The following is a 19,167-nucleotide window of genomic DNA, read 5'->3' as shown; positions in this document are numbered from 1 at the left end:
TGATTAGTTTTTTATTTTATTAAAATTTATAATTGAATCCTAAGCTAATATTACTACCTCTATTATATCCAGATAAAACGATGTCTCCTAAAGGTGTACCTTCTCTTACTCTTTCTATTCTTGGATCTAAAATATTGCTTGCACTAAAGTTGATTTCTATGTTTTCTCCAATATTGTTTTTCCAAACAAAATCTAAGGTTGGTACAGATTTTTCTACGATATTACCAATCTGTCCTGATCCTAATGCATCAATTCTATCAGCAAAATAAGAGAATACTAATGTTGCAGTTGGTTTGTAGTTTTCCCATTTTGTTGGGCTATAGTTTATGTTTGCATTTACCAAGATTGGTGACGCACCTTGTAACTGATCTGTAGCTCTGTTGAATGATGTAGTAAAAGCACTTCCAGATACATTGGCATATAAATCTTGCTCAGTATGCATATATGTAAAGTTGAAACCAGCAGTAAGTTGAGCATTATCATCTTCGTCTGTGATTAAGTTTTTTCTTGCTTCTAATTCTACTCCTAAAATAGTTGCTTTATCTCCTGTTCTAAAATAACGTTGTACACCTGTTGCATCACTTGCAATAACTAAGTTAACTGGATCGTTAATTTGTTTACCAAAAGCACTTAAAGACAATACTTCTCCTCTATTGATAAACCATTCGTATTTTAAGTCAATATTAAATACATCTGAAAAAGACGGGTTATCTAATAAATCTGGGTTACCACCAATTCTTTGTGTTACACCTTCATATACAAATGGCGCTACTTCTTTAAATTCTGGTACAGAAACTGTTTTACTAAATGTGAAACGTAAGTTTTGGTCATCATTTAAAGCATATTTTAAGTTTAAAGATGGTAACCAAAATGTTTCTTTAGCGTTTCTAAATTTAGGATCATTTGGATTGATGTTAATTACATCATATGATATAAACTGCTCAAAAGACTCTAAACGAATACCAGGAACAACTGTTAATTTTTCTCCTACTTGTAATACACCTCCTAAAGAAGCACCAAATACACTTAATTTACCAAAATATGTATTTTCATTTCTTCCAGGAAAATTAGCAGTAGGATATCTTGAAGGATCTACAGAATTAAATACTTCTGTGTTATAAACATTACGAAAGTTTTCAATATTTATAACAGAATCTATGTTATTTGGATCTGCGATTTCAACATTTGGAGTTAAAAAATCGTAACCATATCTAATATTCTCAAAATTACGCGTTTTTCTTCTTCCATTAAAACCATAGTTTAAGCTAAAATTATCAGAAACTACTTGCTCTAAATTAATTCTACTGTTCAATTCAGAATCAATAATTTTTTGAAAGTATCTTTGGTTGTCAAATACAATGTTATTATAGAAAGATGCATTTGTTGTAGGATCATTATCTAATGAAAATTGATAATTCTCTAAACTAATTCTTCTTCTGTCTGGCTCATGAGAGAAAACGTTGTTAAAACCAATTCCCCAAGTTAATTTAAACTCTGGATCTTCGTCTGTAGCATTGTAAAAGTCATGCTCACCTGTTAATTGATTTACAAAGATTAAATCTTGATTAAATTGTACATTTAATTGAAAAAAGCCTTCGTCTGTGTTTAAAATAGCATCTCTATTTTCACCTAAACCATTCACACCAAAATACCCTACTTGGTCTGATGAACTGTTTAAGAACATTGAAGTGTATTTTACTTTATGATCATCATTAATTTTATATAGTGCATTACCCATTACAGTTGTAGCTGTAGTGTACTCGTATTCTTGAGCTGTTGGGTATCTTACCTTAAATACATTTGTAAAATCTACTGCTGGCCCTTCTCTATATTCATATCCGTTTTGAAAAGATGCTGTAACATATAAGCTTAAACGTGAATCATCTCCAAAATCAAAAGATTTACCACCACTTAAACCAATGTTTAGGTTAATTGGTTCACCACCATTTTCTGGATCAATTCCATGAGATAAAACCTGTGCAAATGGGTTGTGCTCATATCTTCTAAAGAAACCTACATGACCTGTACCTTTAGTTTTCTTAAAGTCTTTACCTGCAGCTCTAGTATTTACTCCTGTACCTACAGCAACATCAAAGAAACCATCACCTTTATATTCTTTAGAAACAATGTTTACATTACCTGCAGCAAAGTCTCCATAAAATTCTGGTGAATATGCTTTACTAATAGAAACGCTTTGTATTACTTCTGATTGAAATAAGTTTAAATCGATATTCTTTTTGTTTACATCATTAGAAGGTAATGATAAACCGTTCATTGTTGTATTTAAATATCTATCTCCTAAACCACGCACGTAAACGTTACTAGAACCTTCTTGCTTAGATACACCAGATATTTTTGATACTGCACCTGCTGCATCACTTACACCTTGCTTCGCTAATTCTTGAGAACCTATACTCTCTTTAATTACAGTGGCTTTTTTCTGCTCTAATAAAAGTGCGTTAGCATTATCTTTGGTAGTTGTTGTTTTAATTACTACATCATCTAAAGCAACACCTTCTTCAGCAGACATTATTTGATTTATAGTTACAGTTTCTCCTGCTTTAATTGTAAATGGTTTTTCAATTGATTTATACCCTAAAAAACTAAACACTACAATGTGACTACCTGCAGGGACAGATAATGTATACTTACCATCAAAATCTGTAGTTGTACCTATAGTTGTACCTTTAATTACCACATTTGCAAATGGCAAAGGCTCATTGTTTGATTCTTTATCTGAAAGTAAACCTTTTAATGTACCCTTTTCTTGAGCATTAATAAATTGACTTAAGCATAATAAAGTTATAAATAGTATTTTCTTCATTTCTTGTAAATAAATTTTCGTTGCAAATGTAGTTCCTCATCTGTAAATTGATTGTTAGCTGTAAATTATGCTTGGGTTAAAAACCTGTTAAGCAAATGTTAATGAAGAAATTGGTTTAAAATAATTTTTAAACACCTTAAAACCTTAGCATTAGAAATAAAAATTATAAATTTACCTCTGTAAATAGGGCATAAATTTCATAACATTAAGATAACATTATCAACTTACTGTGTATTTAACTTTGTTGCCAAATAAAAATAATCGCCAAAAATGGGAGATCCTTATGTGTTAATGCTAGTTGCTCTAGCAGCTTTAGCTATTGTAGATTTAGTTGTAGGTGTTAGTAATGATGCTGTAAACTTTTTAAATTCTGCTATTGGTTCTAAAGCAATTTCTGTAAGAAATATTATGATTATTGCCAGTGTTGGTGTTTTCTTTGGTGCTGTATCTTCTAGCGGAATGATGGAGGTTGCCAGAAAAGGAATCTTTAACCCAAGTATGTTTGTTTTTCAAGATGTGATGTTCATTTTTATGGCAGTTATGATTACAGACATTCTGCTCTTAGACCTTTTTAACTCTTTAGGTATGCCAACTTCTACTACAGTTTCTATTGTATTTGAATTGCTTGGTTCTGCTGTAGTTATTGCTTTTATTAAAATATCACAAAATGATGCTGAAGGAATAGCCTCTATTTGGAAATACATTAATTACGACACAGCTACTGATATAATATTAGGTATTCTACTTTCTGTTGTAGTTGCGTTTAGTGTTGGTGCTATTGTACAATATTTCTCTAGACTTATATACTCTTTTAACTTTGCTAGCAGACCTACCTATATTAATTCTTTATTTGGTGGTTTTGCAATTACTGCAATTACCTATTTTATTATAATTAAAGGTTTAAAGGGTACAGATTTTTACGAAAACATTGCTCATGTAATGGAGGGTAATACCATAAGCATTATTGCTATTAGCTTTGTACTTTGGACGGCTCTATCCTACCTACTAACCAAAATTTTTAAATTAAATATTCTTGTTTTAATTATAGGTATAGGTACATTTTCTCTAGCTATGGCCTTTGCAGGAAATGATTTAGTAAACTTTATTGGAGTGCCAATTGCAGCTTTAAATTCTTATGAAACCTGGAGTGTTTCTGGCGTAAGTGCAGAAACCTTTTCTATGGCAAGTTTAGCAGCGAAAGTAAAATCTAATGTGTGGTTATTACTACTTGCTGGTTTAATTATGGTTATTACATTATGGACATCTTCTAAAGCAAAATCTGTAATTGAAACAGGTATTAACTTATCTAGACAAGGTGAAGGTCATGAAAAATTTCAACCTAATAACGTTTCTAGAGTAGTTGTGCGTTTTGCCATGTTTGTAAATGTGGGTATTAATTATGTGCTTCCTGAAAAAACAAGAACATTTATAAACTCAAAATTTGAAAAACCAAGCGTAAAATTGCCAAATGATAAAACTATAGAAATGCCTGCTTTTGATTTAGTAAGAGCATCTGTAAACTTAGTTATGGCTAGTGTTTTAATTTCTATAGCAACTTCTATGAAACTACCTTTATCTACCACTTATGTAACATTTATGGTAGCCATGGGTACTTCTCTAGCAGATAGAGCTTGGGGTCGTGAAAGTGCAGTATATAGAGTTGCTGGGGTTTTAAATGTAATTGGTGGTTGGTTTTTAACTGCTTTAGTGGCATTTGTAGCTGCAGGTATTGTTGCTTATTTAATTCATTTACATATTATTTTCATTCCAATTTTATTGGTAGTTGTAGCTGCTTTAATTACTAAGAATTCTATAGCGCATAGAAAAAAAGCGCAAGAAATAAAGAGAAAAACATATATAGAAAGATCTGAATTAATTACTATTAATGGTGTTATTGATGAAAGTTCTGGACACGTTTCTGAAGTTGCCACCAGAATTGAAAAATTGTATACACATGTTGTAAATGATTTGGCAAATCACGATTTAAACAAACTTAGAAAAACAGATAAGCACGTAGAAAAGTTAAATGATGAAATTGATGATTTAAAAGACAATGTTTTCTATTTCATTAAATCGTTAGATGAAACATCTGTGCAAGCGAGTAAATTCTATATTTCAGTTTTAGGATATTTACAAGATTCAGCACAATCTATAAGTTATATTTCTAGAGCAAGTTTTAAGCATGTTAATAACAACCACAAGAATTTAAAGAAAGGTCAAATTAAAGATTTAAAGCTTATTAATAATGAATTGAGTACCATTTTAGGTATCATTTCTACTATTTTTAACGAGCGTAATTTCGATGATTTAAATCCGTTATTAATTCAAAAAAGAGAGTTATTAAGTAATGTTTCTTTATCTATAGAAAAGCAAGTTGCCAGAATTAGAACAGACGAAACAAGTCCTAAAAACACAACACTTTACTTTAGTATTCTTTTAGAAACAAAAGATTTAATGAAAGCGCTTATGAACTTACTTGAAACTTACGAAGAGTTTTATTTAAGTACTAAAGTGTAATTCTTAGAACCAAAATCCTAAATTAAATAACCAGAAATTTTGTTTTGTGTCTGGAGACCAAGCGTACTTGAGTTCTATTGGCCCAATAACGCTATTGTAGCTATAACCTGCTGCATAACCAGATTTTATGTCTCTAAACAAATCTATGTCTTTAAACACATTAGAGTCTAGCCTTGCATAGTTTGCAATAAAAGTTGCATAATGCCTATCTGCAAAACGATACCTTAAGTTTAATTCTGATTTTACATAAGAATCATCTGTAAGATTTGCAAAATCGTAACCATAAAAGCGTGAAAAATTATTAATATAGTTTTGATTATATCCACCTAAATAAAAATCGAAAATATCAGACTCTGGATTATTAAATGTAAAGCCAGCTTCATTGGTTAATTGAAAAGTTAATTTATCGAAAAAAGTAGTTGCAAAACCCAAGGTTCCTTGTGTTTGTAAAAAAGGTTTAAAATCTTTGTTATGATTTGTAGAGTTCATAAACCATCTTGCTCCTAAATCTGCAAAAAATCCTTTTGTAACAAAGTATTGCTGATCATATGTATCTAGTTTAATATACCCATAAGAATTTAAATACTCGCTGTTATCTATAATGGTTTCCCCAGCATTTGAAGTAATCGTTTCTGTACTTGCCTTAATATATTTGTGCTCTAAACCAATGCCAATTGCAAATTTTCTATCAAAAGTGGTTTGTAAATAGAGCTGATTAGTAATATCTGTATATTTTATATTTAAACTATTTACATCATTATCATTTGCTATAGCCAAATTGAATTTTGAGTTCGCTCTAAAATGGTCATACCTAGATCTAAGTCCGTAACTAATGTAAAAACCATTATCTACAAAATAGTTTAAATCATACCTTAAATTATCTCCTAAAATAAGGTTAACAGCAAGCATGTCATTCTTTCCAAAAAGGCGTTTATGATTGTAATTTGCTAAAACTCCAGATTTGTATAAAAAATCATAATGAACACCCAATTTCAAGTTTGCACGTTCATTAGATTCTGTTAAATTGAAATTTAATAGGTAAGAACCATCCACTTTTTTTATGAAATTATACTCAATTTTATTATAATTTCTAGTAGCTGAAAGCAAGTAAATTCTTTTTGTAATATCTTGTCTAGACAAACTATCGCCTTCTAAAATATTCAATTTACCAAGTACGAAAGATCTTGTATAATTGTTGTTTCCCTTTAATGCAATGTCTGAAATTAACATTTTTTCAGTATGCATTTTAATTTCGGGTCTTTTCTTTTTTACAGTTTGTTTTGCTGCAATTTCTTTAAATACTTTTGTGTATTTCTTTGCTGCAATTTCTCCTTTTTCTAAGATTTCTTCTTTTCTTTCAAAATCTACAACAGAGTATTCATAAATTTCTGGATGAATGTATACATCTAGCTTTTTAATTTCTTCATCAGACTTGTTATACATTTGATAGCTAACAATTTGATTTAAAAGCGCAACAACCGAATTTATTTTATCTTTTTCAAACAGCTTCCCTTCTACATCTACACCAATTACAATATCTATTCCCTTGTCTTTCATAATACTTACAGGAAAATTATTGGCAATACCACCATCAACCAAAAGTTTATCTCCAACTTCTACAGGATTTAATAACGAAGGAAAAGAACCACTTGCTCTTAATGCAATTGGTAACGAACCGCTTTCTAGAATAACAGGATTCCCATTTTCTACATCTGTAGCAATACAAAAGAAAGGCGTAGGTAATTTTGAAAAATCTTGGTTGCCATCTAAAGAATCGAACAATTCTAAGAGTAAATTTAAAACGTTTTGACCTTTAGAAATTCCTCTTGGAAAACCGATTTTACCTTTATTTACAGGTAATGTAATTACGGTTTTTTCTCCATATTCTTTTTCGAAAAAGGTTTCTGAGCTTCTAGGAATTTTATCTCTCAATAATGTCATAAAATCTGTGTTTACAACAATATCTTCTATTTGAGCAGCAGAATACCCAGCAGCATACAAGCCACCAATAATAGCACCCATACTTGTACCAGCAATATAATCTAAATGAATGCCAGCTTTGTCTATTTCTTTTAAAACGCCAATATGTGAAAACCCTTTTGCTCCACCTCCGCTTAAAACCAATCCTACTTTAGGCTGATTTTGTTGTGCAAAAACAAACCAAGGAAGTAAAAAAATTAGAAACAGTTTATTTTTCATTTTCTTTTTTTGAATGATAAAAATTGTACACTTTTAATGCTCTTGCATTACCAATAACCGCTTTTAACTCATCTAAACTGGCTTCTTTTACACGTTTTGCGGACTTAAATTTACGTAATAAAGTTGTAATAGTCTGTTTACCAACATCTGGTATACTTTCTAACTCACTTTGTATAGCGCTTTTACTACGTTTGTTTCTATGAAAGGTAATACCAAATCTATGTGCTTCATTTCTTAAAAACTGTGTGATTTTTAAGGTTTCAGATTTTTTATCTAAATACAAAGGTATTGGGTCATCTGGATAATAGATTTCCTCCAAACGTTTTGCAATACCAATAATGGCAATTTTACCTCTTAAGCCTAAAATTTCTAAACTTTTAACTGCAGATGATAATTGACCTTTACCACCATCAATAATAATTAGTTGAGGCAAAGATTCACCTTCCGAAAGCAACCTTTTGTATCTTCTAAAAACAACCTCTTCCATAGATGCAAAATCATCTGGGCCAACTACTGTTTTTATATTATAATGTCTGTACTCCTTTTTGCTAGGTTTACCATCTCTAAAAACAACACAAGCTGCAACAGGGTTTGTACCTTGTATGTTAGAGTTATCAAAACACTCTATATGCCTTGGCTCTTCTTTTAAGCGCAAATCTGCCTTCATTTGAGCCATAATTCTTTTTACATGCCTATCAGGATCTACAATTTTAATTTGCTTTAATTGCTCTAATTTATAGTATTTGGCATTTCTTTCTGAAAGTTCTACAATGCGTTTTTTATCTCCTACTTTTGGTATAGTAACCTTTACATTCTCACCAATATTTACTTGAAATGGAACATAAATTTCTGGTGATGTTGAGTTGTACCTTTGTCTAATTTCGAAAATAAACAGTTCTAACAATTCCTTGTCTGACTCTTCTAATTTTTTCTTAATTTCTGTAGTGTGAGACTGTATAATAGAGCCATTAGATATTTTAATAAAATTAGCATAACCATGTGTTTTATCTGAAATAATCGAAAAAACATCTACATTATTTATAGTAGGATTTACTATGGTACTTTTTGCCTGGTAATTGCTTAACCTATCTAATTTTTCTTTAATTCTTTGGGCTTTTTCGAACTCCATTTTTTCTGCAAAACCCATCATCAAAGTATTTAGTCTTTCTAAACTTTCTTTAAAATTACCTTTAATAATATTTCGAATTTCTTTAATGGAATTATTATAATGGGCTTCAGTTTCTAAAGCTTCACAAGGCCCCAAACAATTGCCTAAATGATATTCTAAACAAACTTTGTATTTGCCTGTATTTATTTTTTCTCTGCTTAAATCGTATTTACACGTTCTAAGTGTGTAGAGTTCTTTTATTAATTCTAATAGTGCTTTAATTGTTCTAACAGAAGTGTATGGACCATAATATTCTGAACCATCTTTAATAACTCTTCTGGTCATAAAAACTCTAGGAAAACGTTCTTTTTTAATACAAATCCAAGGGTAAGTTTTATCATCTTTTAAAAGTACATTATACTTTGGTTTGTATTTTTTAATTAGATTATTTTCTAATAAAAGTGCATCTGTTTCTGTATTAACTACAATATGTTTTACTGTATTAATGTTTTTTACAAGCACTCTAGTTTTTCCACTATCGTGTGTTTTTGTAAAATAAGAAGATACTCGTTTCTTTAAATTTTTTGCTTTACCAACGTAAATCAGTTTTTCTTCTTTATCAAAATATTGATAAACTCCTGGTGAAGAAGGCAGTGTTTTTATTTGAAGCTCTAAAGAAGTATTCATACACAAAAATAACTTTTATGTAGAATTAAACAGGCAAATTTGCGCTTTTATTTATTGGTACTAAATATTAAAAAATAGAAAATATATTATGCTTCTACAGCTTGCTTTTCTTTTTTATCTTCTTTAGGAAACGCTTGTTTGCTAAAAATAAATAATAAAGCAACTCCAATAGTTATGTAAGAATCTGCTGGGTTAAAAATGTATTGAAAGAAGGTGTACATTTCTCCACCAACAAAAGGAATCCAATCTGGTAAAACACCCTCCCAAATTGGAAAGTAGAACATATCTACCACTTTCCCGTAAAAAAACTCACCATCTGTAGTTTCTGGAAATAATGTAGCTACACTATGCTTTGGATGATCGAAAATAACACCGTAAAAAATAGAATCTATAATATTACCTACAGCACCTGAAAATATTAAAGCAATACCAATAATTACTGCATTGTGTACTTTTCTTTTAATATTATTAGATAGCCAATAAATAATTAAACCTACAGCAAAAATTCTAAATAAGGTTAAAAACAGCTTACCTGTTTTACCACCAAATTCAAAACCCATAGCCATACCATTATTCTCTACAAAATGAATTCGAAACCAATCGAAAACTAAAACCTCTTCTCCTAAAATAAAATTAGTTTTTACGTAGATTTTAATAACTTGATCTAATATAATCGCAATTAGAATAGTAAGAATAGCTAGTGCTTTTTTAGACATTTTATTATTTTTAAAGTCACAAAAATAGTAATATTATTATGTTTATTGTGTGGATAAGAAAATATTAGCTTTTAAAGAGTTTATTGTAGTTTCATCTTGAGATGTATTTACAACCTTTGCATACTCTTTTTCTTTTTTTACACCATCAACCATAATTTTTCCAGACTTAGAAAATACCTTATAATTTGTGTATTTTAAATTGGCATAAACATTTCCTGAATACAGTTTTAAAATTAAGTTAGCTTTTACAGTATTTAGTTTTACAATACCATTGTCTAAATAAACTGCTAAATCATTTTGCAAACTTTTGCTTTCTACATCTACATTTTCACCAAATATATATACTTTTTTACCTTTTGGTATTTTTACTATTGCTGTAGCTCTTTGCAAGCGTTTTGTTATAAACTTTCTAAAGATTACTTCTCTAGTTTCTGTGCCTTCAAAATCAAAATTAACGGCTACAGTTTTATCATCTGCAGTAATTTTAATAAGCTGTTCATCGTAACTTTTTGCTTCTAAAATTACTTCTATAAATTCTGTAGATGAATTTTCGAGTATAATATTGTCCAATCCTTTTGTGTAAACAGTAATTTCTGCTGCATTTGTTTGCAGTTTTTTCATCACTTTTTTCTGCGAAAACATCACAGTAGTTAAACTTATTAAAAGGAGTAGGAAAATATTTTTCATAAAAAAAGCTTCTTTAAAAGAAGCTTTATAAATTTTTTAGTAATTATTACTGAGCTCTTTTAGCCTCAATACTTAAAGTAGCATGTGGTACTAATTTTAAACGCTCTTTCTGAATTAATTTACCAGTAACTCTACAAACACCATAAGTTCCGTTTTCGATTCTCAACAATGCGTTTTTTAAATCTCTAATAAATTTTTCTTGTCTTATTGCCAATTGTACATTTGCTTCTTTATTCATAACATCAGAACCTTCATCAAAAGATTTGAATGATGATAAAGTATCATCTGTACCATTATTTGCATCATTTTTATAAGCTGCTCTCAACAACTCTAAATCTTCATTTGCTCTTGCAATTTTCTTCTCGATGATTGCTTTAAATTCTTTAAGATCTTCTTCAGAATATTTTACTTTAACATCTGGCATGTTTCTAAATTTTTTCGATTAATATTTTACTTTCAATGGCATCAAACTCAATGTTTGTACCTTCTTCTAACTCATCTACAAAAACCAATTCTTGGGTTAATGTCTCACTCATAATGTAGTCTTTATTATCAGTTATAGATTGTTGTAAATTATCGAAATTTAAAACTGTTAGTTTTATTTTATCTGTTACTTCTAGACCTGCATCTTTACGTGCATTTTGAATTCTGTTTACCAGTTCTCTTGCTACACCTTCTTTACGCAAATCTTCAGTTATGGTAACATCTAATGCAACTGTTAATGAACCTTCGTTCGCTACCAACCAACCTTCTATATCCTTAGATGAAATTTCTACATCTGAGGCTTCTAAAATAATATTTTTACCATTAAGTTCTATAGAAATGTTTTTATCTTTTTCTATTTTGTTAATATCTTCTTGAGTAAACTTCTGAACTTCAGCTGCTATAAAACGCATGTCTTTACCAAACTTAGGGCCCAATGCTTTAAAATTAGGTTTGATTTGTTTGATTAAAATATCTGAAGCGTCTTCCATTAACTGAATTTGTTTAATATTTACTTCGTGTTTTATTAAGTTTTCTACTGCTAAAATTTCTTCTTTCTGCTGAGCATTATCAACAGGAATCATAATTTTTTGCAATGGCTGACGAACTTTTATCTTTTCTTTTGCTCTAAGTGATAATACTAAAGATGATATTGTTTGTGCGTTTTCCATTTTACGCTCTAAACTTTTATCAACGAAGCTTTCATCGAACTTAGGGAAATCTGATAAATGTATGCTTTCTGATTGCTCTTTTTGCGTTACCGAATTTAAATCTTGATACAAGCGATCCATAAAAAACGGAGCAATTGGTGCTGCTAATTTTGCAACAGTCGTCATACACGTATACAAAGTTTGGTAAGCAGAAATTTTATCTGTTTCGTAAGTACCTTTCCAAAAACGTCTTCTACTTAAACGTACATACCAGTTACTTAAGTATTCTTGAGTAAAATCTGATATTGCTCTTGCAGCTCTTGTTGGCTCATAATCTGAATAAAATTTATCTACTTTATTAATTAAAGTATGTAATTCAGATAAAATCCATCTATCTAATTCTGGTCTTTCGTTTAAAGCAATATCTGCTTCTTTATATGCAAAACCATCAATATTGGTATATAAACTAAAGAAAGAATAGGTGTTGTATAATGTTCCAAAAAACTTACGTTTTACTTCTTCTATACCTTCTAAATCGAATTTTAAATTATCCCAAGGATTGGCATTAGAAATCATATACCATCTTGTGGCATCTGCACCATAAGTGGATAAAGTTGTAAACGGATCTGCTGCATTGCCTAAACGTTTAGACATTTTATGACCGTTTTTATCTAACACTAAACCATTAGACACCACATTTTTATAAGCAACATCATCAAAAATCATAGTGGCAATTGCATGTAAAGTATAGAACCAACCACGTGTTTGATCTACACCTTCTGCAATAAAATCTGCCTTTCTCCAAGTAGTATCTACCAATTCTTTATTTTGAAATGGATAATGCCATTGAGCATAAGGCATAGAACCAGAATCGAACCAAACATCTATTAAGTCAGATTCACGTTTCATAGGTTTACCTGTAGCTGAAACTAGTGTAATATCATCTACAATATTTTTATGCAAATCTATTTTCGCATAATTTTCATCAGACATGTTACCTACTTCGAAATCTTCAAAAATATCTTTATCTAAAACTCCAGCTTTTATAGCTTTTGCCATTTCTGATTTTAGTTCTTCTACAGAACCTATACAGATTTCTTCTTTACCATCTTCTGTTCTCCAAATTGGTAATGGAATTCCCCAATAACGAGATCTAGATAAATTCCAATCGTTTGCGTTTGCCAACCAATTTCCAAAACGACCAGTTCCTGTAGATTCTGGTTTCCAGTTTATGGTTTTATTTAGTTCGTGCATTCTATCTTTTACATCAGTAATTTTGATAAACCAAGAATCTAATGGATAATATAAAATTGGCTTGTCTGTTCTCCAACAATTTGGGTAACTGTGCTTGTATTTTTCTACTTTAAACGCTTTGTTTTCGTTCTTTAATTTAAGACCTAAACGTTCATCTACAGATAAATACTGCTTCTGATTTTTTAGTACATCTTTTAACTTTTCTTGCTGTACTTTTAATTCTTCTGCAAGATCATCTTCCGTTAAATATTCAGACTTTACATATTCATTTGCAAAACCATAAACATCATCTTTTACTTCTGGTCTAAATTTACCTTGTAAATCTACTAACGGAACTAAATTATCATTCTCGTCTTTTACCAATAATGGTGGAATTTCTGGTGATGCTTGCTTAGAAACCAAAGCATCATCTGCTCCAAAAGTTGGTGCTGTATGTACAATTCCTGTACCATCTTCTGTGGTAACAAAATCTCCAGAAATTACTCTAAACGCATCTTGAGGATTATCATTTGGCAAAGCATAATCTAACAATTGCTTGTATTTTATACCTACTAAATCTTTACCAATAAATTCTTTTACAACAAAATATGGTATTTTTTTATCGCCTTTATTGTAGTCTTGTAATGCTTCTCTGTTTTCTACTTCAAATGCATTTTTACCTCCAAATTGCTTGCTAATTAAATTTTTAGCCAACACTACTTTTACAGGTTCAAATGTATATTGATTAAACGTATCTACAAGAACATAGTCTATTTTTGGGCCAACAGTTAATGCTGTATTACTTGGTAATGTCCAAGGTGTGGTTGTCCAAGCTATAAAATTGATATCACCTTCGTTTTGTAAAAAATCTGGTAGAGTATCATTTATAGCTTTAAACTGTGCAACAACAGTTGTATCTGTAACATCTTGGTAAGTACCTGGCTGATTTAATTCGTGAGAACTTAAACCTGTACCTGCTTTTGGTGAATAAGGCTGAATTGTATACCCTTTGTAGATTAATTCTTTGTTATAAATCTGTTTTAACAACCACCAAACAGATTCCATATATTTTGGTTCATAGGTAATGTATGGGTCTTCCATATCTACCCAATACCCCATTTTCTGAGTTAAATCGTTCCAGATATCTGTATATCTCATAACCGCTTTTCTACAAGCTGCATTATAATCTTCTACAGATATTTTTTTACCAATATCTTCTTTAGTAATTCCTAATTCTTTCTCTACACCAAGTTCTATAGGTAAACCATGAGTATCCCAACCAGCTTTTCTTTTAACCTGAAAACCTTTCATGGTTTTATATCTAGGAAAAATATCTTTAATAGCTCTTGCCAAAACATGGTGAACTCCTGGTAAACCATTTGCTGATGGTGGACCTTCAAAAAATATAAAAGGTTCTGCACCTTCTCTAGATGTAATACTTTTTTCGAATATATTATTCTCTTGCCAAGAATTTAAGATTTCTTCTGCTACTTTTGGTAAATCTAGTCCTTTGTATTCAGGAAATTTCATCTGGATTTTTTTTATTTTAATTCATGATGCGCTTTCAACTTTTATCATTTTAGAAACTTACAATGTGATCATCATAAAGCTCTAAAAATTAAAGTTTTCGCTTTCATTTAGGCTCATTTTTAATGAGACTGCGAAATTAAGGATTTTCTAGTAATTTTTAAGTGTGGTTACTTAAAATTAAAGTTTACTTATTTTAATAGAAATCTTTAACTTTTTCGTAATAAATTATAGGTTACATTCCACGTTCACTTTTAATGTTTTCGTAGGCTGTTTGTATGCTTTGAAATTTTTCTTTTGCACCTTTTATATGTTCTTCACCCAAATCTTGTACTTTATCTGGATGGTATTTTTTTACCATCTTTCTGTAGGCAGATTTAACCTCATCATTTGTTGCGTTTTTAGTAATTTCTAAAATTTTATAAGCATTATCAGATTCGTTATAAAACATGGCTTTGATAGATTCATAATCACTTTGATTAATGTATAAATAGCCAGCAATTTTGCGTATTTCTTCTACCTCTTTTTCGGTTACAAATTCATCTGCTTTAGCAATACCAAATAAAAAGTGTAACAATTGCAAACGTGCAGAATGAGACATGTGTTCTCTAATTTGTATACAAACCTGACGTGCAGAAATTTGCTTTTTTACAATTCCTTTAAACAATTTAAAAGCATTATTTGCTCTTTGTTTACCATACATTTTTAAGAATTGACTGCGAACAAAATCTAATTCGCGTTTATCTATTTTTCCATCAGATTTTATAACAATAGAAGCTAAGACTAAAAGACTCATTTCAAAATCTCCAGATTGTGTATTGGCCCTTCTAAAATTACCTTTTGGTTTACGATCTCTGTTGTAATCTATTTGTTCTTGCTTAAATTCGTCTAATGTAAAACCATCTACAAAGCTACCAATTGCAAAACCAATTGCTGCACCTATTGGGCCTCCTAAAGTAAAACCTAAACCTGCTCCTAACCACTTAGAAAAATTACTCATCTTCTTTTTAAAATTTAGCTTCAAATATAAACAAACGTTAGGATTATTGTTGGTAATTTTAAGCATCAATTTAATTGATAAACACATAGTCAGAAGAATTATTTTGAAGTTGAATTTTGCTTTAATATTGATTATATTTGCAACCTAAATAATTAATTATGTATCCAGAAGAATTAGTAAAACCAATGCGTGATGAGTTAATTAACGCTGGTTTTGAAGCATTATATACAAGTGAAGATGTTGAAAACGCAATGTCTAAAGAAGGTACTACTTTAGTAATGGTAAACTCTGTTTGTGGTTGTGCAGCTGGTACTGCTAGACCAGGAGCAATTGCTTCTTTAGGTGCAGACAAAACACCAACCAATTTAACTACAGTTTTTGCTGGTGTAGAAAAAGAATCTACTCAAAAAGCAAGAGAATTTATGATTCCTTTTCCACCTTCATCACCTGCAATTGCCTTATTTAAAGATGGTAATTTGGTGCACATGTTAGAAAGACATCATATTGAAGGACGTTCTGCACAAATGATTGCACAAAATTTAGCTGCTGCTTACGAAGAGCACTGTTAATCTTTACGTATTAAGAAACAAATCAAAATCCACTTTCTATAAAGTGGATTTTGTATTTTTATCAAATAAATTATGGCTTCTCAATATTCTACTTACACAAAACCTGAACTAGAAAAGAAATTAAAAAAACAAAGAGCAATTTTATTTATTCAGGGCTTTTTAGTTTTTCTAATGATCATTTTTGCTGTTTTTTCTACTGCAGACAGAGGTATTACCTTTCATACCTTTTTACCTTTATTCTTTGCTCCAATGTTTTTTGTAATGTACTTTGAGTTTACAAAAATTAAAAAAGAACTACGCTTAAGAAATTAAAAATGAATCAAGAAGAAGTTATACAAAATACCATCGAATTTGTAAAAGAAGAACTAAAAGATGCAGAAGGTGGCCATGATTGGTTTCATATAGAGCGTGTTTTTAGAAATACTTTGTTAATTGCACAAGATGAAAAAGTAAATGTGCTTGTAGTTTCTTTAGCTGCTTTATTACATGATATTGCAGATCCTAAGTTTCATAATGGAAATGAAAAACTAGGCCCTAAGAAAGCCACTAAATTTTTAATTGAACAAAAAGTACCTAAAGAAATTGGCATACATGTAGTTAATATTATTAAAAACATCTCTTTTAAAAATTCTTTAGAGCACAATAAAAACCAGTTTAATTCTAAAGAATTACAGGTTGTGCAAGATGCAGACAGGCTAGATGCTATTGGTGCTATAGGTATTGCACGTTGTTTTAATTACGGTGGCTTTAAAAATAGAGCATTGTATGATCCTCAAATACAGCCAAATTTAAATATGACCAAAGAAGAGTATAAAAATTCTAAAGCCCCAACAATCAATCATTTTTACGAAAAGTTATTGCTTTTAAAAGACGAAATGAATACTGAAACTGGCAAAAAAATTGCAGAAAACAGACATCAATATATGGAAGGATTTTTAAAACAATTCTATAATGAGTGGAATGGTAAATTAGAACTTTAATTTTCTTCTACTACCTCTAAGGCTGTAATTTTATATTCTAAGATTTCTAGTTCTTTACCAGATTCTATAATTTGCTCTACAGTTAAATTGTTGTTATCATTAATAAATGCTTTAAGTTCTCTACTTTTAAAAGTATAGTACTCTAAGGCTTTTTTAATATTTTTTTCTGAAGATAAGGCCATTATTTATTGTATTAAGTCTTTCATTTCACTTCTATAAATAGAGGCACTTTTACCTGTAAACTCTTTAAATAGTTTATTGAAATGAGAAAAATTATTAAAACCACACTCAAAACTTACATCTGTAATACTCATATTACTTTCTGCTAATAATTTTGTTGCATGTACTACTCTATACTCGTTAACCAATTTTGTAAAGGTTTTACCTGTTGTCTTTTTAAAATATCTGCAAAAAGCAGGCACTGTCATACTTACAAGTTCTGCAATTTCATCTAAACTAATGTGTTCCTTAAAATTTTTGTTGATGTGTTTGTACACCATTTCTATTTTATCACTGTCTTGATGTGTGCTTTCAAAAGCATAACCATTAGCATTTAACAACGTATAATCGTCTGTGGTTGCTAAATCATTTAAGATTTCTATAAAAGAGGTAATTCTTGTTGCACCTTCTAACTCAACCAGCTTTTCAATTTTAGCACCAATTCTTTGCTTTATTTCGATGTTAAAACGAATTCCTTTTTTTGCGCGCTCAAAAAGAGCATCAATAGCAGCCATCTCTGGAATCTTAAAAAAGTCTTTTCCTAAAAAATCTGGTAAAAACTGAATTAATGTTTCTGAACCATTTGTAGTTAAACGATCTATATACCCAATATGTGGCAAATTAGAACCTATTAATACTAACTGACTATTATTAAAGTAACTTAAATGATTACCAATATGTCTTTTCCCTTTTCCCTTATTAACATATACCAGCTCAATCTCTGGATGAAAATGCCAAAAAGGAACATTGGTCTTTAAGAACTCCTCATGTTTTTTTACCAACAATGAACTACCAAAATTGGGCGTAATTTTTTCTAATGTTGGTTTCTTCTGTATCATGATGCAAAAATACAACACATAAATAAGACTATCTATATAAAATTATCAATATTCTATGCTAAATTAACTTAACATCTAATTAACATAGTCTATTTTGTTAATTTAGCATATAAAATAGCCAATTCTGTTGTTTTTCAGACTGTATTTCACCTGTAACTTTGCACAAAAATAAATACAACAAAAATTAAAACTGTATTTATAAAAATTAAAAAGCATTTCAAAAATTAGATATTAATATTCTAATAATTAAATGTTTACAAAATAGAATTAAAACAATTTAACTAAATACAATAAGTTATGAAGTCAATTAAAACAAGAGTACTAGTAGTAGTTTTTATGTTGGGAACATTGGTAAACTACGCAAACAACACGAATTTAGAAACTAACTTAGATGCAAAGAAAATTAAGGTTGCATTTAAAGATGCTAAGAAAGGTCATCAATTAATTATCAAAAACAGTGCAGGTGTAATTTTACATACTGAAGAAGTTGAAAAGAAAGGTGATTTAGTAAAAATATTTGATTTTTCTAAATTAAAAAATGGAAATTATACTTTAGAATTAGAAAAAGATTTTGAAATTATTATTAAGTCTGTTAAAGTAAACGAAACTGAAATTATTTTTGATGAAGCATCAGAAAGAAAAATCTTTAAGCCAGTTGTCAGAAACGAAGCAAACACTTTAATGATTAGCAAAATAGCTTTTGATAAAAAGCCTTTACAAGTTACTTTATTCTTTAATGATGAAGTAATTCTTTCTGAAACTGTTGTTTCTGAAACAATTTTAAACCGAGTTTACAAATTAGACAGCGAACAAAAAGGAGAGTATAAAGTAATTATTAGAAATAATAATAGAAGTTATACCAACCAGTTTAAAATCTAATTTTCTACTTTTCGCCAAAAGAAGAACGAGCCTAAAAAGGCTCGTTTTTT

The 19,167-nt window shown here is 29.8% G+C and carries 15 protein-coding genes; 5 read left to right on the top strand and 10 right to left on the bottom strand.

Annotated elements, in window-relative coordinates; translation table 11 throughout:
* Nucleotides 1-19: 19 nt before the first annotated feature.
* Nucleotides 20-2,824 (bottom strand): TonB-dependent receptor, encoded by a 2,805-nt coding sequence (locus tag MED152_RS09470; RefSeq protein ID WP_015481649.1) that lies wholly within the window; start codon nt 2,822-2,824, stop codon nt 20-22.
* 270 nt (nt 2,825-3,094) lie between these two features.
* Between MED152_RS09470 and MED152_RS09465 the strand changes: the two genes are divergently transcribed.
* Nucleotides 3,095-5,341, top strand: coding sequence for an inorganic phosphate transporter (locus tag MED152_RS09465; protein ID WP_015481648.1), 2,247 nt, complete (start codon nt 3,095-3,097; stop codon nt 5,339-5,341).
* 3 nt (nt 5,342-5,344) lie between these two features.
* Here MED152_RS09465 and MED152_RS09460 read toward each other — a convergent pair whose 3' ends face one another.
* From MED152_RS09460 to MED152_RS09430, 7 genes are all read right to left on the bottom strand, one after another.
* The gene (locus MED152_RS09460) at nt 5,345-7,540 is read right to left on the bottom strand and encodes a patatin-like phospholipase family protein (RefSeq protein WP_015481647.1); all 2,196 of its coding nucleotides are present in this window, start codon (nt 7,538-7,540) and stop codon (nt 5,345-5,347) included.
* Nucleotides 7,530-9,335: an excinuclease ABC subunit UvrC gene (gene uvrC / locus MED152_RS09455; RefSeq protein ID WP_015481646.1), complete on the bottom strand. Its 1,806-nt coding sequence runs from the start codon at nt 9,333-9,335 to the stop codon at nt 7,530-7,532. Before uvrC ends, MED152_RS09460 begins: the two co-directional genes overlap by 11 nt.
* A gap of 86 nt (nt 9,336-9,421) precedes the next feature.
* Nucleotides 9,422-10,051 carry a lipoprotein signal peptidase gene (locus MED152_RS09450; protein ID WP_015481645.1) on the bottom strand — a complete coding sequence of 210 codons (630 nt, stop codon included), beginning with the start codon at nt 10,049-10,051 and terminating at the stop codon, nt 9,422-9,424.
* A 42-nt stretch (nt 10,052-10,093) separates the two neighbouring features.
* Entirely contained in the window at nt 10,094-10,738 is a 645-nt protein-coding gene (locus tag MED152_RS09445) for a hypothetical protein (protein WP_015481644.1), read from the bottom strand.
* Nucleotides 10,739-10,784: 46 nt separating this feature from the next.
* Nucleotides 10,785-11,162: a TraR/DksA C4-type zinc finger protein gene (locus MED152_RS09440; protein WP_015481643.1), complete on the bottom strand. Its 378-nt coding sequence runs from the start codon at nt 11,160-11,162 to the stop codon at nt 10,785-10,787.
* Between the two features lie 4 nt (nt 11,163-11,166).
* Nucleotides 11,167-14,640 carry an isoleucine--tRNA ligase gene (gene ileS, locus MED152_RS09435; protein WP_148284812.1) on the bottom strand — a complete coding sequence of 1,158 codons (3,474 nt, stop codon included), beginning with the start codon at nt 14,638-14,640 and terminating at the stop codon, nt 11,167-11,169.
* A 226-nt stretch (nt 14,641-14,866) separates the two neighbouring features.
* Complete coding sequence (locus MED152_RS09430; RefSeq protein WP_015481641.1) at nt 14,867-15,631, bottom strand: TerB family tellurite resistance protein; 765 nt, start codon at nt 15,629-15,631, stop codon at nt 14,867-14,869.
* 158 nt (nt 15,632-15,789) lie between these two features.
* Between MED152_RS09430 and MED152_RS09425 the strand changes: the two genes are divergently transcribed.
* From MED152_RS09425 to MED152_RS09415, 3 genes are all read left to right on the top strand, one after another.
* Nucleotides 15,790-16,200 (top strand): BrxA/BrxB family bacilliredoxin, encoded by a 411-nt coding sequence (locus MED152_RS09425; protein WP_015481640.1) that lies wholly within the window; start codon nt 15,790-15,792, stop codon nt 16,198-16,200.
* Between the two features lie 72 nt (nt 16,201-16,272).
* Complete coding sequence (locus MED152_RS09420; protein ID WP_015481639.1) at nt 16,273-16,512, top strand: hypothetical protein; 240 nt, start codon at nt 16,273-16,275, stop codon at nt 16,510-16,512.
* A 2-nt stretch (nt 16,513-16,514) separates the two neighbouring features.
* Nucleotides 16,515-17,180, top strand: a complete 666-nt coding sequence (locus MED152_RS09415) for an HD domain-containing protein (protein ID WP_015481638.1) — start codon at nt 16,515-16,517, stop codon at nt 17,178-17,180.
* Here the strand turns inward: MED152_RS09415 and MED152_RS09410 are convergent.
* Nucleotides 17,177-17,362, bottom strand: a complete 186-nt coding sequence (locus MED152_RS09410) for a hypothetical protein (RefSeq protein ID WP_015481637.1) — start codon at nt 17,360-17,362, stop codon at nt 17,177-17,179. The two genes, MED152_RS09415 and MED152_RS09410, sit on opposite strands and share 4 nt — an antisense overlap.
* Before the next feature lie 3 nt (nt 17,363-17,365).
* On the bottom strand, nt 17,366-18,238 hold the full coding sequence (locus MED152_RS09405; protein WP_015481636.1) for an AraC family transcriptional regulator: 873 nt from the start codon (nt 18,236-18,238) through the stop codon (nt 17,366-17,368).
* Between the two features lie 297 nt (nt 18,239-18,535).
* Between MED152_RS09405 and MED152_RS09400 the strand changes: the two genes are divergently transcribed.
* Nucleotides 18,536-19,117: a hypothetical protein gene (locus MED152_RS09400; protein ID WP_015481635.1), complete on the top strand. Its 582-nt coding sequence runs from the start codon at nt 18,536-18,538 to the stop codon at nt 19,115-19,117.
* Nucleotides 19,118-19,167 lie beyond the last annotated feature (50 nt).

The organism is Polaribacter sp. MED152, assembly GCF_000152945.2.
In the GTDB taxonomy this organism is placed as follows: domain Bacteria; phylum Bacteroidota; class Bacteroidia; order Flavobacteriales; family Flavobacteriaceae; genus Polaribacter.
The sequence above is the reverse complement of the archived record's forward strand: the minus strand, read 5'-3'. Positions and strand labels throughout refer to the sequence as shown.

Coding starts and splice junctions, on each gene's coding strand:
- MED152_RS09470 (WP_015481649.1), bottom strand. CDS start 2,824: ATGAAGAAAATACTATTTATAACTTTATTATGCTTAAGTCAATTTATT.
- MED152_RS09465 (WP_015481648.1), top strand. CDS start 3,095: ATGGGAGATCCTTATGTGTTAATGCTAGTTGCTCTAGCAGCTTTAGCT.
- MED152_RS09460 (WP_015481647.1), bottom strand. CDS start 7,540: ATGAAAAATAAACTGTTTCTAATTTTTTTACTTCCTTGGTTTGTTTTT.
- uvrC (WP_015481646.1), bottom strand. CDS start 9,335: ATGAATACTTCTTTAGAGCTTCAAATAAAAACACTGCCTTCTTCACCA.
- MED152_RS09450 (WP_015481645.1), bottom strand. CDS start 10,051: ATGTCTAAAAAAGCACTAGCTATTCTTACTATTCTAATTGCGATTATA.
- MED152_RS09445 (WP_015481644.1), bottom strand. CDS start 10,738: ATGAAAAATATTTTCCTACTCCTTTTAATAAGTTTAACTACTGTGATG.
- MED152_RS09440 (WP_015481643.1), bottom strand. CDS start 11,162: ATGCCAGATGTTAAAGTAAAATATTCTGAAGAAGATCTTAAAGAATTT.
- MED152_RS09430 (WP_015481641.1), bottom strand. CDS start 15,631: ATGAGTAATTTTTCTAAGTGGTTAGGAGCAGGTTTAGGTTTTACTTTA.
- MED152_RS09425 (WP_015481640.1), top strand. CDS start 15,790: ATGTATCCAGAAGAATTAGTAAAACCAATGCGTGATGAGTTAATTAAC.
- MED152_RS09420 (WP_015481639.1), top strand. CDS start 16,273: ATGGCTTCTCAATATTCTACTTACACAAAACCTGAACTAGAAAAGAAA.
- MED152_RS09415 (WP_015481638.1), top strand. CDS start 16,515: ATGAATCAAGAAGAAGTTATACAAAATACCATCGAATTTGTAAAAGAA.
- MED152_RS09410 (WP_015481637.1), bottom strand. CDS start 17,362: ATGGCCTTATCTTCAGAAAAAAATATTAAAAAAGCCTTAGAGTACTAT.
- MED152_RS09405 (WP_015481636.1), bottom strand. CDS start 18,238: ATGATACAGAAGAAACCAACATTAGAAAAAATTACGCCCAATTTTGGT.
- MED152_RS09400 (WP_015481635.1), top strand. CDS start 18,536: ATGAAGTCAATTAAAACAAGAGTACTAGTAGTAGTTTTTATGTTGGGA.